Annotated in this window: 7 protein-coding genes and 1 other RNA gene; 7 read left to right on the top strand and 1 reads right to left on the bottom strand. The window is 44.1% G+C overall.

Annotated elements, in window-relative coordinates:
- Positions 1 to 98: 98 nt before the first annotated feature.
- The 3 genes from atpA (at position 99) to ssrA (ending at position 3,204) form a co-directional block, all read left to right on the top strand.
- Positions 99 to 1,613 (top strand): F0F1 ATP synthase subunit alpha, encoded by a 1,515-nt coding sequence (atpA, locus tag V7K42_RS26775; protein ID WP_334920459.1) that lies wholly within the window; start codon positions 99 to 101, stop codon positions 1,611 to 1,613.
- 95 nt (positions 1,614 to 1,708) lie between these two features.
- Positions 1,709 to 2,656 (top strand): F0F1 ATP synthase subunit gamma, encoded by a 948-nt coding sequence (locus V7K42_RS26770; protein WP_334920457.1) that lies wholly within the window; start codon positions 1,709 to 1,711, stop codon positions 2,654 to 2,656.
- Between the two features lie 158 nt (positions 2,657 to 2,814).
- Positions 2,815 to 3,204, top strand: a transfer-messenger RNA (tmRNA) gene (gene ssrA / locus V7K42_RS26765).
- 421 nt (positions 3,205 to 3,625) lie between these two features.
- On the opposite strand, the gene V7K42_RS26760 is transcribed toward ssrA, so the two are convergent.
- The gene (locus V7K42_RS26760) at positions 3,626 to 4,072 is read right to left on the bottom strand and encodes a helix-turn-helix domain-containing protein (RefSeq protein ID WP_334920455.1); all 447 of its coding nucleotides are present in this window, start codon (positions 4,070 to 4,072) and stop codon (positions 3,626 to 3,628) included.
- Between the two features lie 1,480 nt (positions 4,073 to 5,552).
- Between V7K42_RS26760 and V7K42_RS26755 the strand changes: the two genes are divergently transcribed.
- From V7K42_RS26755 to V7K42_RS26740, 4 genes are all read left to right on the top strand, one after another.
- Complete coding sequence (locus V7K42_RS26755) at positions 5,553 to 7,271, top strand: diflavin flavoprotein (protein WP_334920453.1); 1,719 nt, start codon at positions 5,553 to 5,555, stop codon at positions 7,269 to 7,271.
- Between the two features lie 136 nt (positions 7,272 to 7,407).
- A complete protein-coding gene (locus V7K42_RS26750) occupies positions 7,408 to 9,120 on the top strand; it encodes a diflavin flavoprotein (RefSeq protein WP_334920451.1) in 1,713 nt (570 codons plus the stop codon).
- Between the two features lie 369 nt (positions 9,121 to 9,489).
- Entirely contained in the window at positions 9,490 to 10,623 is a 1,134-nt protein-coding gene (locus V7K42_RS26745; RefSeq protein ID WP_334920449.1) for a TIGR03032 family protein, read from the top strand.
- Positions 10,624 to 10,664: 41 nt separating this feature from the next.
- On the top strand, positions 10,665 to 15,434 hold the full coding sequence (locus V7K42_RS26740; protein WP_334920447.1) for a beta strand repeat-containing protein: 4,770 nt from the start codon (positions 10,665 to 10,667) through the stop codon (positions 15,432 to 15,434).
- Positions 15,435 to 15,801: the final 367 nt, after the last annotated feature.

Here is a 15,801-nt window from a genome sequence, read left to right as displayed (position 1 = left end):
ATTATAGTCATAAATTCTTTCCACCCCTGATCCCTAATCCCCAGTCCCTAATCCCTAGTACCTTTTACTTCCGTCTCGAAAGCAAACAACATAGACACATGAGCATATCAATTAGACCTGACGAAATTAGCAGCATTATTCAACAACAAATCGAGCAATACGATCAAGAGGTCAAAGTTGCTAACGTTGGTACTGTCTTACAAGTAGGTGACGGTATTGCCCGGATATATGGTCTGGAAAAGGCCATGTCTGGGGAACTTTTGGAATTTGAAGATGGCACAATCGGCATCGCCCAGAACTTAGAAGAAGACAACGTAGGCGCGGTGTTAATGGGTGAAGGGCTGGAAATTCAAGAAGGTAGTTCTGTAACCGCCACTGGTAGAATTGCTCAGATTCCAGTCGGAGAAGCCTTAATTGGACGAGTTGTAGACGCTTTGGGTCGCCCCATTGATGGCAAGGGTGACATCAAGTCCTCAGAAAGTCGTTTGATTGAATCTCCAGCACCCGGTATCATTGCTCGTCGGTCTGTACACGAACCCATGCAAACGGGTATCACAGCTATTGACTCAATGATTCCTATTGGTCGCGGTCAACGGGAATTGATCATTGGCGATCGCCAAACCGGTAAAACTGCGATCGCGATCGACACCATCATCAACCAAAAAGAAGAAGATGTAGTTTGTGTATACGTTGCGATCGGTCAAAAAGCTTCCACCGTCGCTAACGTGGTGCAGACATTGCAAGAAAAAGGCGCGATGGATTACACCGTCGTCGTCGCCGCTAGCGCCAGTGAACCAGCAACACTGCAATACCTAGCTCCTTACACAGGCGCAACTATTGCCGAGTACTTTATGTACAAAGGCAAAGCTACCCTGGTAATTTACGACGATCTTTCCAAGCAAGCCCAAGCTTATCGCCAAATGTCCCTACTGCTACGTCGCCCACCCGGACGCGAAGCTTACCCCGGAGATGTATTCTACATTCACTCTCGTTTGCTAGAAAGAGCCGCAAAACTGAGTGACGAATTAGGTAAAGGCAGCATGACCGCCCTACCAATCATCGAAACCCAAGCTGGTGACGTATCAGCATACATCCCCACCAACGTAATTTCTATTACCGATGGTCAGATATTCCTGTCTTCTGACTTGTTTAACGCTGGTATCCGTCCGGCTGTAAACCCTGGTATTTCAGTATCCCGCGTGGGTTCTGCGGCTCAAACCAAGGCAATGAAAAAAGTTGCCGGTAAAATTAAATTGGAACTAGCCCAATTTGACGACTTGCAAGCCTTCGCGCAATTTGCTTCTGACTTAGATAAAGCCACTCAAGACCAGTTGGCACGGGGTCAACGGTTGCGCGAACTCCTCAAGCAGCCACAAAATTCGCCACTTTCAGTATATGAACAAGTGGCAATTTTGTATGCAGGTATTAATGGTTACTTAGATGATGTACCTGTAGATAAAGTCACCACCTTTACCCAAGGTCTGCGGGAGTCCTTAAAGGCTGGTAAATATGCCCAAGGAGTACAAGCATCTAAAGCATTAGGTGACGCAGAAGAAGCAGCCTTGAAGGAAGCGCTTACCGAATACAAGAAGACCTTCAAAGCAGCAGCGTAATTAGTCATGAGTTATTGGTCATTGGTCATTGGTATAGAACTAATGACTACTGACTAATGACAAAGGACAAATGACTAACTACTAAGGAAAAAAATATGGCCAATCTAAAAGCAATACGCGATCGCATCCAGTCGGTCAAAAACACCAAAAAAATCACAGAAGCCATGCGTCTCGTAGCTGCGGCTAGAGTCCGCCGGGCGCAAGAACAAGTGCTAGCGACTCGCCCTTTTGCCGATCGCTTGGCACAAGTATTATATGGTTTGCAAAGCCGTCTGCGCTTTGAAGAAGCCAACCTGCCACTGCTGAAAAAACGACAAGTTAAGTCAGTCGGGCTGTTAGTAATTTCAGGCGATCGCGGTTTATGCGGCGGCTATAATAATAACGTTATCCGTCGTGCAGAAAACCGCGCCAAAGAAATCAAGGCAGAAGGTCTAAACTATCAATTTGTGCTAGTCGGACGCAAAGCAACACAATACTTTCAACGCCGCGATCAGCCCATTGATGCTACCTACAGCGGCCTAGAGCAAATTCCCACCGCAGCCGAAGCCAATCAAATTGCCGATCAACTACTTTCCTTGTTCCTTTCCGAAGAAGTTGACCGCATCGAATTAATCTATACCAGATTCCTTTCCTTGGTTAGTTCGCGTCCTGTGATCCAAACCCTACTGCCACTCGATCCGCAAGGACTAGAAGCAGGCGATGATGAAATCTTCCGCTTGACAACCCGTGGCGGTAAATTTGAAGTCGAACGGGAAAAAGTGACCAAGGAAGCCCGCCCGTTGGCCCCTGACATGATTTTCGAGCAAGATCCAGTACAGATCCTCGATTCTCTGTTGCCCTTGTATCTGAGTAACCAGCTATTGCGGGCGCTGCAAGAATCGGCAGCTAGTGAACTAGCAGCGCGGATGACAGCTATGAGTAATGCCAGTGAAAATGCAGGTGAATTGATTAATAGCCTCACACTGTCTTACAACAAAGCTCGACAAGCTGCAATTACTCAAGAACTCCTTGAGGTTGTTGGTGGTGCTGAAGCACTAACTTAGAAAAATACTTGTTGTGGATCGTGGCAAATAGCCAATTGCTAATGGTTTTAAAATTAGCGATTGGCTATTTTTAGTAATTGGAGCCATATATCCAGACTTTGATAATTACGAATTACGAATTCCCAAATTATGTATTATAATTGAAATATAAAGTGCATGGGTCCGTCACGGTTTCGACAGGTTGGCGAACGCTGCTCTGTGATTCAGGTCGAGAGTGAGTCTCCTCTCGGAAATCAAAGGCTCAAACAAAAAGTAAATGCGAATAACATCGTTAGCTTTGCTCGTAAGGATGCTCTAGTAGCTGCCTAAACGCCTCTTATAGGTTCGAGCGTCTTTAGTTTGACTCCGTTAAGGACTGAAGACCAAACCCCAACGGATGCTCTAGTAAGCGTTCTCTGGTTGGCTTGCTAGCTAAGATTAAATCAGAGCATCCTACGTTCGGGATAATGAACGATTCCCGCCTTGAGGGTTAGAAAGGCTAAACCTGTGAATGAGCGGGGGGTCAATACCCAATTTGGACAGCAGTTCGACTCTGCTCGGATCCACTAAGAATAAATAACAAGTCCACCAAACAATTTAATGTTTAGGTGGATTTTGTTTTATTAAACAGAATTGAGGATTCAGGAGTCAGAATTCAGTTGGATATTCTGACCAAAAAAGCGGATATTGAGTCTGTGTACCTCTCCTCAAAAGCTAGCTATAGCACAAGCCTTGGTGGTTAGGATATCAACAGATGATGAAACTTATACACAAGAAGACTTTTCACACAGTCCCCAGTCCCTAGTTCCGAGTTCCTTGCTATATATGCCAATACAGCAGTTACCAAAGTTATGAGGTACACTAATTAGATCGAATTATCGTTGATCTGGGGTAAGAAAGTTCGTAGTCACGACTTCAGTCCTGATTTTCAAAGCACTAAAGTGCTTACTACAAACTTTTCATTAATAGCTTGACAGACTACTAAGTATTCTATTGTTGGGGTTGTTTTTGTGCGCTTCCAAACCTTCTTCCCCTTTGCTTAAGTACCCGTCGTAACCTATCTGCACTCAAGCTTACTTGACGTTCAGATGCCAGTTTTTTTGCTAATTGTTTAGAGTTATAAGTCTGCGACTCTTGAGCTAAACAATTTTCTAGATAAACCAAATCTGATTCTGAATATCGAGGTTTTCCACCTCGACCAGGAGCATCCCACAGACCAGCTAAACCCATCTTTTCCCAACGATGAAGGGTTTGACGTACTGTTGAAATTGCCCAGTTCAAGCCTTTAGCAATTTGCTCGTTTTTTAACCCGCGATTATTTAGCAATAAGACTTGAGCGCGATCCTTAGTACGTTGAGGAGCATCTTTGGCTTTTCTTAACTCTTCTAAAGTCAGCTTTTCTTGCTCAGTTAGAAAGACTTTTAATCGGCATCCCATAATTAATAACCTTTTGCACAATTAATTTTTTCTATTTTTTTTTGTGTCTATTCACACCTATATACTTAATGACTTACGTATTTAATAGCACGCTCTTAAAATTTAACTATAAATATTAAGGATGCCAGTATCTAAAATGATGTTACGTAATAAGTATCGGCTTTAAAGGGATATCAAAATTTGCAATTTATCATCAACAATGGAATTTTATAAAAAGTTAGGCGCATCAAAAAGAACACCATTAGCATGTATAAGCAAATTGGACTGAGAGATAGAAGCTATAGCTGTTAGCCATAACAAGAATAATTTGTTGGCGTTATCCTAATTAGTGTCTAAAGTCGATAATAAAGGACTGTATCACTAAAATTATTAGATTATTCGTATGTTTACGGTGATTTACCGAAACTTTAAAAATTATTTTTGAGAGAGTTTCCATTTGAATGAGTAGAAAAAGACATATATAAGCCTAGTTCCTTTTTATTAAACTAATCTCTGGAAGTTTTTCTTAATTATCTACAAGAAATATCTATTTTATCAACTTTACATAAAGTTTATATTTTGCGTAACAAGATTCTTCGTTGAGATAAAAATATATTCAATACTTATTGGAGATAGAACTTATTTTGTTAATTTTCCTACTTTTTCAAATTTTCCTACTTTTCCTACTTTTCCTACTTATTTATGAGATAGCATCTTCAAAAACTAACTTCTACTCTATTTGCTGAAGACAGTTATATTTCACCATAACTACAGACTTTATGTATAAATTCTGATATTTTTTTAGCATTAATACATCATTCTCAAAAAATTAAAATTAATTTTTTAACTTACTTGTATAGTTAGGCAATACCCAAGAGGCAAGGGTAGATAAAGCTTTTTTATTTGTACTGAGTTTTTCAAAAAATCAGAGATGAGTTCTATAGGATTACTATTTGATTTTTGAACGAAATTAGGTATTGTAGAGGAGCCAGTGCGTTGCGGTGAATCCAGCGCTGTAGGCGGGTTTCCCAACCTAGGCGACTGGTTTTCCCGAAGGGATGTTCCCTCCGTTGTAGCAACTGGCGTTGTGTGAGAACGGAGTTCGTAACGCACTATTATCATGGGTTTGATGCCGTACTCTCCGTGCTAACACATCCTACGGATATTTTCTCCAAATCAAACCGGATTCTTATATATAGTAGTATTCTTAGATATGTGATAACATCTTTATTTTTTCAGTTTTTATTGTCAAATATTATAAGGATCGTGATATTTTTAATTTATGAGAAACTGGGATAAGTCGCAAAAATAAATACTCAGTATATTTTTTAGATAAATTCAGATCGAGTAGATTTTTTAGTCATACTTTTTGCTAAGAAAAAGCAATAATTGATACAAGTTAAATTTTTCAAAAACTGATATTCATTACAACTTAAACAAAAAATAATAGAGACAATGGGGGCAGAAGAAAAACCTGATAATTTGCGCTCGGAGACGAATAATGGTAGCGATCGCAGAGAACGTTCAACATCGGCTAACTATACAAACTGTAGAAATTGCCCCTAACACAACGGCGATTCGCTCTCTTGATTGGGATCGCGATCGCTTCGATATCGAATTCGGACTGCAAAACGGCACAACCTACAATTCATATCTAATTAGGGGTGAACAAACAGTTTTGATTGATACTTCTCACCAGAAGTTTCGCGATCTGTATTTAGAGACTTTAAAAGGTCTTGTTAACCCCAAAACAATTGATTACATAATTGTTAGTCACACAGAGCCAGATCATAGCGGCTTGGTGGAAGATGTTCTTCAGTTAGCTCCTAGAGCTACCGTTTTAGCATCAAAAGTTGCGCTTCAGTTTTTAGAAGGCTTAGTACACGATCCTTTTTCTAAGCGGGTTGTGAAAACTGGCGATCGCATAGATATCGGCAAAGGACACGAAATGGAATTCGTGAGTGCGCCCAACCTGCACTGGCCGGATACAATCTTTAGCTTTGACCGCAAAACCCAAATTCTTTACACCTGTGATGCTTTTGGGATGCACTTTTGTGACGATCGCACCTTCGACGAAGATTTAGAAGCGATTGAAGCTGACTTTAGATTTTACTACGACTGTTTGATGGGCCCTAACGCTCGTTCTTTGGTGAATGCCATGAAGCGGATGAGCGAACTAGGGAAGATTAATATTATCGCCAACGGTCACGGCCCCTTATTATACCACCATCTAGATGTTCTAACCGGGTGCTACGAAAATTGGAGCCAAAAACAAGCCAAGGCAGAAACCACAGTTGGCTTATTTTTTGTCTCAGATTACGGCTATAGTGAGCGCCTTGGTCATGCAGTTGCCGAAGGTATACTGAAAACTGGAGTTGGGGTAGAAGTCCTGGATCTAAGTACTGCCCAGAGCCAAGAAATCCAAGAACTAGCCGGTAGAGCAGCTAGCATCATTATTGGTATGCCCCCAACTACAAACGCCGCCGCCCAAGCTAGTATCAGTTCGGTGTTAGCTGTTGCCAAGAACAAGCAACTGGTTGGGCTGTTTGAATGTTACGGTGGGGATGATGAACCCATTGATACACTCCGCAGAAAATTTCTGGACTCTGGCATTAAAGAAGCCTTCCCAGCCATTAGGATTAGAGAAGCTCCTAGCGCATCCACATTCCAGTTGTGTGAAGAAGCGGGTAAAGACTTGGGACAATTGCTAGTGCGCGATCGCAACATCAAGCACATTAAGTCCCTTGATGTCAACATGGAAAAGGCGTTGGGTCGCATTAGTAGTGGACTGTATATAGTCACCACAAAAAAAGAAAATGTCTCAAGTGCAATGCTGGCATCCTGGGTAACGCAAGCGAGTTTGCAACCGTTAGGATTAACAATTGCTGTTGCTAAAGACCGCGCCATTGATTCTTTAATGCAAGTAGGCGATCGCTTCGTCCTCAATGTTTTGGAAGAAGGCAACTATCAAGAACTCAAAAAACACTTTCTCAAGCGCTTGCATCCAGGTGCTGACCGTTTTGCAGGAGTGAAAACTCAAACCGCGAAAAACGGTTCTCCGATTCTAACTGATGCTCTGGCATACATGGAATGTGAAATACAGAGCAGCATGGAATGCAGCGACCACTGGATTTTATACTGCACCGTTCAAGAAGGTCGTGTCTCCAAAAACGATGGACTCACAGCCGTCCGCCATCGCAAAGTAGGTAATTACTACTAAGAAAGAGGGAAGAGGTGACAGGTGACAGGGGACAGAAAAGAAAACTATCCCCTGTTTCCTGTTCCCTGTTTCCTGTTTCCTGTTCCCTGTTCCCTGTTCCCTGTTCCCTATCCCCTGTAACCTATTTCCAACAGCTATGACCAATTCCAAGCCACGCGACGTACAAATTTTACCAATTGCTACAAATACTAAAGCTATCAGAGCGCGTAGTTGGTCACGTCTGCGGTTTGAAATTGAATACGCACTTGAAAGAGGTACTACCTCCAATTGCTATTTAATTGAAGCTGATAAAACCGCACTTATCGATCCACCGCCAGAAAGCTTTACCGAAATTTATTTAGAGGCATTGCGGCAGACTTTAGATTTACAAAGTTTGGATTATATAATCTTGGGCCATTTTAGTCCCAATCGAGTTGCAACCCTCAAAGCAATTTTAGAACTGGCACCACAGGTAACTTTTGTCTGTTCTCTTCCCGGTGCGAACAATTTGCGTGCTGCTTTCCTAGAGCAAGATTTGAACGTCTTAGTGATGCGGGGGAAAGAAACTCTGGATTTAGGTAAGGGTCATGTTTTGAAATTCTTACCCACTCCCAGTCCGCGCTGGCCGGAAGGACTTTGTACCTACGATCAACAAACCCAAATTCTCTACACAGATAAGTTATTTGCAACTCATCTCTGTGGTGATGAAGTGTTTGATGATAACTGGGAAGCGCTCAAAGAAGATCAGCGTTACTACTTTAACTGCCTGATGGCTCCCCAAATTCCTCATGTGCAAGCAGCTTTGGAGAAAATATCAGATTTGCAGGTGAGAATGTATGCTGTGGGTCACGGCCCATTGGTACGCACCAGCTTAATTGAGCTTACCAAAGCTTATGGAGAGTGGAGCCGTTCTCATAACGATCGCGAGATTTCCGTTGCCCTACTTTACGCTTCAGCTTACGGCAATACGGCGACTTTAGCACAAGCGATCGCTCTGGGATTAACTAAAGGTGGAGTTGCAGTCAAATCCATCAACTGCGAATTTGCTACCCCTGATGAAATTCGGATTAACCTAGCACAGTCAGAAGGTTTTATCATCGGTTCTCCTACCATCGGTGGTCATGCGCCAACTCCGATTCATACTGCTTTAGGGATTGTGATCTCAAGCGGTGACAATAGCAAACTCGCTGGAGTATTTGGTTCCTATGGCTGGAGTGGTGAAGCCTTTGACTTAATAGAAGGTAAACTCCGCGATTCTGGATATCGCTTTGGCTTTGACACCTTGAAGGTCAAGTTTAAACCTGATGATGTCACACTCAAATTCTGTGAAGAACTAGGTACAGATTTTGCCCAAGCACTGAAAAAAGCTAAAAAAGTACGCGTACCACAACAAGCCGCTACCCCAGTGGAACAAGCTGTTGGTCGCATTGTTGGTTCAGTCTGCGTGGTGACAGCGAAACTTGGAGAAGTGTCTACCGCAATGCTAGGCGCTTGGGTTTCTCAAGCAACCTTCAACCCACCCGGAATATCTTTGGCGATCGCCAAAGACCGAGCGATCGAATCTTTGATGTATCCAGGCGGTAAGTTTGCCTTAAATATTCTACCTGAAGGCAATCACCAAGATTACATGAAGCATTTCCGTAAATCTTTTGCACCTGGGGAAGACCGATTTGCCAATTTTAGTACAGCAGTTGCAGATAACGGTTGTACCGTCCTCACTGACGCATTAGCATATTTGGAATGCTCAGTCAACCAACGTCTGGAATGTGGCGATCACTGGGTTGTGTATGCAACTGTAGATGAAGGTAAATTACTCAAGCCTGATGCTGTTACTGCCATCAACCATCGCAAAACTGGCACTCATTATTAGAATGTAACTTAACGAAACCGCTTTAGCTTAAATATAGCCAAGGCGTTCTATGACAAAAAGTCTCTTTTTTATTATGGGATGGGCATTTTGCCCGTCCCAATTTTTTTGTCAAGATGCAGAATAGGCATAAGTAAATTTTAGTTATCTATCTTTAGAGAGATGTTTCAGAATTCAAGGTTTTAGAGTATACACAATATATCTTTGTAGTACAAAACCATCTATTCTTTTAAAGAGACTCTAGACAATACTCTGATAAATTTCTGAAATGAAGAACTACTGGCTAGGAACTGTCTCGACAGAGGTCATCTGTTGCTGTGGCATTACTTAGTTTACGTTCAACAGTAGGAGAATCGAGTCAAAAGTTATTTCTTGCCCGGCGGCGAAATTCTTACCTACCGAACATCAGAGTTATCAAGGAGTCTGTGCCAAGTGAATCCCAGCGATCGCACTACTGACAAACCATCTTTAGAAATCAACGCTTCTCGCCAGTTCACCGCTTGGCTGTATGAGCAAAATCTCAGTCTATCCTTCACTACTTATCAAGCGGGGAAGTTGTTCTTTATCGGCTTGCAAGCAAACGGTAAATTATCTGTATTTGAACGCAGCTTTGAAAGGTGTATGGGGTTATATGCCAATGGCAACAGCCTTTACATGAGTTCCCTGTACCAACTTTGGAAATTTGAAAACATTATCCAACCCGGACAAAACCATCAAGGTTACGATGCTCTCTATTTGCCCCAGATGAGTTATGTGACAGGAGATTTGGATATTCATGATATCGCTTTGAGTAAAGCAGAAGAGAAAGATTTAGAACCACAAAAATTATTATTTGTCAATACTTTATTTAGTTGTTTGGGAACAGTCAGCGAAACCCACAGTTTTGTTCCCTTGTGGCAGCCACCGTTTATCAGCAAACTGGCGGCGGAAGATAGATGTCACCTAAATGGGTTAGCAATGCAGTCAGGAAAAGCCAAATACGTTACTGCTGTCAGCCAATCGGACGTAGCAGAAAGCTGGCGGGAACATCGGGCAAATGGGGGTTGTGTCATTGACGTAGAAAGCAATGAAATCGTGTTGCGAGGGTTGTCTATGCCCCACTCTCCCAGGTGGCATCAGGAAAAACTCTGGCTACTCAACTCAGGTGCGGGAGAGTTTGGCTTTGCCGACTTAAAGCGAGGAGTGTTTGAACCAGTTGCCTTCTGTCCCGGATATCTGCGTGGTTGTGTATTTTATGGTGACTTTGCAGTGGTAGGAATTTCCCAACCCAGACACAACAAAACCTTCAGTGGTTTGGCTTTGGACGAGAAATTGCACCAAAAAAACGTTGAGCCTCGCTGTGGCTTATTAGTAATTGACCTAAGAAGCGGCGATATTGTCCATTCCCTGCGAATAGAAGGGGTGGTGCTGGAATTGTACGACGTGGTAGCACTTTTGGGCATCCGTCGTCCAATGGTGATCGGGTTTCGCAGCGACGAAATTCGGCGGGTAGTAACGGTGGGATGAGAAACAATTCAAAATTTCAAAATTAAAAGGAATCAACATCAATGGCATCTAATTCAGCAGTTTTTAACTTATCTGACCTCAACGGCAAAAACGGCTTTGTAATCAACGGTATCGATGGTAGAGACTTGTTAGGCGATTCCGTCAGCAATGCGGGAGATATCAATGGCGACGGCTTTGACGACCTGATTATTGGCTCACCTGGTGCCTCCACGTATGCCGGGAAAAGCTACGTGCTGTTTGGCAAGAGCAGTGGCTTTGCAGCCACCTTCGATCTCTCCACCCTTAATGGCAGCAATGGCTTCGCGATTAACGGTATTGATGTGGGTGAACATTCAGGCTACTCCGTTAGCAATGCGGGGGACATCAACAGCGACGGCTTTGACGACCTGATTATCGGCGCACCTGGTGATTTCGGTTTCAGCGATACCATTCCTGGAAAGAGCTACGTGGTGTTTGGTAATGATGGTTTTGGAGCCAGCTTCAACCTCTCTGACCTGAATGGCGATAACGGCTTCGTGAGCAAAGGCTTCAATACATTCGATCGATTAGGCTTCTCTGTCAGCAATGCAGGAGACATTAACGGCGATGGCTTTGACGACCTGATTATTGGGTCGCGTAATAATGGGAGCTACGTAGTCTTTGGTAGTGGTAGTGGCTTTACAGCTAACCTCAACCTTTCCACTCTTAACGGCAGCAACGGCTTCGCAATCAACGGCATTGATGCAGGTAACTACTTAGGCTCCTCTGTTAGCAGTGCCGGAGACTTCAACGGTGACGGTTTCGATGATCTGATTATTGGGGCAAGCAATGCCAATCCCAACGGTCAGCGATATGCTGGACAAAGCTACGTGGTGTTTGGCAAGAGTAGTGGCTTTACAGCCAGCTTCAACCCCTCTGACCTCAATGGTAGTAACGGCTTTACGCTCAATGGTATTGATGCAAACGACCGTTTAGGAAGTTCCGTCAGCAATGCCGGAGACATCAACGGTGACGGCTTAGACGACCTGATTATCGGGGCACCTGGTGCTGACCCCAACGACCAGTTAGGGGCTGGGAAGAGCTACGTAGTCTTTGGCAGCACTAGTGGCTTTACAGCCAACTTCAACCTTTCCACTCTTAACGGCAACAACGGCTTCGCGATCGACGGCATTGATGCGGGTAACTACTTAGGCTCCTCTGTTAGCAGTGCCGGAGATTTCAACGGTGACGGCTTCGATGACTTGATTATCGGGGTATTTAATGCCAACCCTAATGGCAATATAAGTGCTGGGCAGAGCTATGTGGTGTTTGGCAAAAACAGTGGCTTTGATGCCAGCCTCAACCTCTCCACTCTCAACGGCAGTAACGGCTTCGCGATCGATGGCATTGATGCGGGTGACCGTTCAGGCATTTCTGTCAGCAGTGCAGGAGACATCAACGGCGATGGTTTCGACGACCTGATTATCGGCGCGTCAACTGCCAGCAACGACCAGGAAAACTTATCTGAAGAGGGACAAAGCTACGTCATCTTTGGCTCTGCAAATACTACGGCTCCGAATCAACCTCCAGTTGCAGTTGCCGACAAAGCTACCACTGACGAAGCCACCGCAGTTAAAATTTCGGTCTTAGCCAACGACAGCGACCCAGACGGCAACCCTTTAACAGTGACGGATCTCAACGGTCGTGCATTAACAGTTGGCACTCCGATTCAGCTAGATTCTGGCGCTTTAGTCACCTTCAATGCTGATAGTACCTTCACCTATGATCCCAATGGGCGATTTGAAAATTTAGGTGTTGGTAAAACCGGCAGTGACAGCTTCACCTACAATGTTAGGGATGGCATCGCGATCGCTACAGCTACCGTCAACTTGTCCATCAATGGGCTGAATGATGCACCCGAAGTTTTTTCTTTTTTCAACCTATCCGATCTCAACGGTAGCAATGGCTTCGTAATCAAGGGTATCAATAAGAGCGATCGCTCAGGTATTTCCGTCAGCAATGCAGGGGACATTAACGGTGACAGTTTTGATGATGTAATTATTGGGTCTCTCGGTGCTGGGCAAAGCTACGTGGTGTTTGGCAGCAGTAGTGGCTTTGCAGCTAGCCTTGACCTCTCTACCCTCAACGGCAGCAACGGCTTTGCGATCGATAGGGGTGGCTACTCTGTGAGTAATGCAGGGGACGTTAACGGTGATGGCTTTGACGATCTGATTATCGGAGTACCGTTTGCCAGTCCTAATGACATCTATGGGGCTGGTGAGAGCTACGTAGTGTTTGGCAGCAGCAATGGCTTTGGAGCCAACTTCGACCTCTCCACCCTCAATGGCAGCAACGGCTTTGCAATTCAGGGCTTCAATGTCCGCGACAACTTAGGTAACTCCGTCAGCACTGCGGGGGATATCAATGGCGACGGCTTTGATGATGTGATTATCGGAGTACCAAATGCCGCAAAGAGTTACGTAGTATTTGGCAGTCGCAGTGGCTTTGCAGCTAACCTTGACCTCTCTACACTTAACGGCAGCAACGGCTTTGTGATTAATGGTACTAACCCATTTACCGAGAATTCAAACTCCTTCGTTAGCGATGCAGGGGATATCAACGGTGATGGCTTCGACGACTTAATTATCGGGGCATCTGGTGTTGGACAGAGCTACGTGGTGTTTGGCAAGAGCAGTGGTTTTGCAGCCAGCCTCGACCTCTCTACCCTCAATGGCAGCAACGGTTTCACACTCAATGGTATAAATACATTAGGTTTCTCCGTCAGTAGTGCAGGGGACATCAACGGTGACGGCTTCGACGACCTAATTATTGGGGCAGGAGCTAAGGGATCTTACGGCAGATTTAGTGGCAACAGCTACGTAATCTTTGGCAAGAGCAGTGGTTTTGGAGCTAGCCTTAATCTCTCCGACCTGAACGGTAGTAACGGTTTCGCGATCAACAGCATTTCTAACAATTCAGGCTTCTCCGTTAGCAGTGCAGGGGACTTCAACGGTGACGGCTTCTACGACTTAATTATCGGGGCACCTACCGCTTTCGTTAATGATAAGTATTATGCTGGGCAGAGCTACGTAATATTTGGCAAGAGCAGTGGCTTTGCAGCCAGCTTCAACCTCTCTGACCTTAACGGCAGCAATGGCTTGTTAATCAACGGCATTAATGAGAGCGATCTCACTGGTTCTTCTGTCAGTAGCGCAGGGGACATCAACGGTGATGGCTTTGACGATCTGATTATCGGTTCGGCAGCATACTTTCGGCGCGGCCCATCTGGTGTTGGGAATAGCTACGTCATCTTTGGCTTTGCTACTCCTCCAGCTAGTGCCGACATAGCTAATACCGACGAAGATACCGCAGTTAATATCTTTGTTAGCCCAATCTTAAGTAAATACACAGATGTAGACCGTGATAAATTGAGCATTACTGGCTTTAATAACCCCAGTCATGGCACACTGACGCTCAACAACAACGGTACTGCTGGCAACACCAACGACGATTACTTTATTTACACCCCCAACGCCAACTACAACGGTATTGATAGTTTTACCTACACTGTCAATGATGGTAATGGCGGCACTATCAACGGTACTTTTAACCTCACCATCAACCCAGTTAATGACGCACCTATTGCAGTGAATGATCCTGTTAGTACTGCCAAATATACTGCTGTAAGTATTCAAGCAAAGACCCTGCTAGCTAACGATCGCGACATTGACAGTCCCAGCCTTAGTGTCACTGGTATCAGCGCTGTAACTAATGGTATTGCGGTGCTGAAAAATAATGGCACTCCCGACAACTTGACAGATGACTTCATCGTATTTACACCAAATACCGGATTTACTGGTACGGCTAGTTTCGACTACACCATTAGCGATCGCCAACTCACCAGCACTGCTAGGGTTACTGTCCAAGTAGGCGATCGCTTATTTGGTAGCAATGGCAATGATGTACTTCATGGCACTGCTGGTAATGACTACCTCGATGGCGGTAATGGCAACGACGTGTTATTTGGCGATCTTGGTAGCGATATCCTCACAGGTGGCAAAGGCAAAGATAAATTTGTTTACAATTTAGGTGACGGTGTTGATACCATCACCGATTTTGGTGGTGTAGGCAAAGGCTCAAATGCGTCAGCAGCGATCGTTGCCGAAGTGGATACCCTAAAATTCCAAGGTTCAGGCTTAACTGCACGAAATCTACTACTTACTCAGAATAGTAAAAATCTGGAAATCACTTTTGAAGGGGTAGCTAGTGAAAAAGTTATCCTGCAAAACTTTGCTCTGGAAAAGCTAGATAACTTATCAGCAGTGGGCAATATCCTGTTTAATGGGCAAACTACAATTAGTGACAGCTTTGATGTCCTGAATGCTAACTCCACCCAAAGCACCATCTTCAACAAAAACACAGTCACCTTTCTGAATGACCTGAACAATAATATCAATGGTTTTGACAACTCATCTGATGTTATCAATGGTCAGGGTGGTGATGACCGCATCAATGGCAAGAGTGGTAACGATCTACTACGCGGTGGGACAGGTAACGATAGCCTCATTGGTGATGCTGGTAATGACGCGATCGTTGGTGGTATAGGTAAGGATACTTTGACTGGCGGTAGCGGTGATGACCTGTTCATTTATCAAGGCTTGAGTGATATCGGTGATACTATTACCGACTTTTCAAAGGGCGCTGACTTGATTGGCTTGTCTGGTGGTCTGACCTTCAATCAACTAAGTTTCGCTAGTAACAAGATCGTAGTGACAGCTACCGATGAAATTTTGGCAACCCTGACTGGGATTAACACTACCACACTGACTGCTGCTAATTTCACTATCGTCTAATATCAAAGTCGGGGCGCAAAACCTTGCGTCCCGAAAAAATGAATAATTACTGTATAACTAGCCTTTGGTAACAAAATTGCAAGTCTTCTACAACAGGACTTGCGTTTTAATTACCTAACTCCTGTTTAAATACGGTTGGGTTATGACAATCAACCCAAGTAAGCTGACGCAAAAAAACTAAGTATGTTGCGAAACGTAAATAGGCTTAAAGTCCTTACTAATGACAAAGGACAGCTTTCTACTGTGTTCGCTGCTATTCGTGTTCGCCAGTTAGCTTTAATTGCGCCAGCCTACTTATGTAGAGATGCGAAATTTCATTGAATCCAAGAAATGGTGGGTGTAATTTAAGTATTAAACCGGAAATAAC

This window comes from Nostoc sp. (assembly GCF_036917455.1).
In the GTDB taxonomy this organism is placed as follows: domain Bacteria; phylum Cyanobacteriota; class Cyanobacteriia; order Cyanobacteriales; family Nostocaceae; genus Nostoc.
This window is presented reverse-complemented; position numbering and strand designations above follow the sequence as displayed.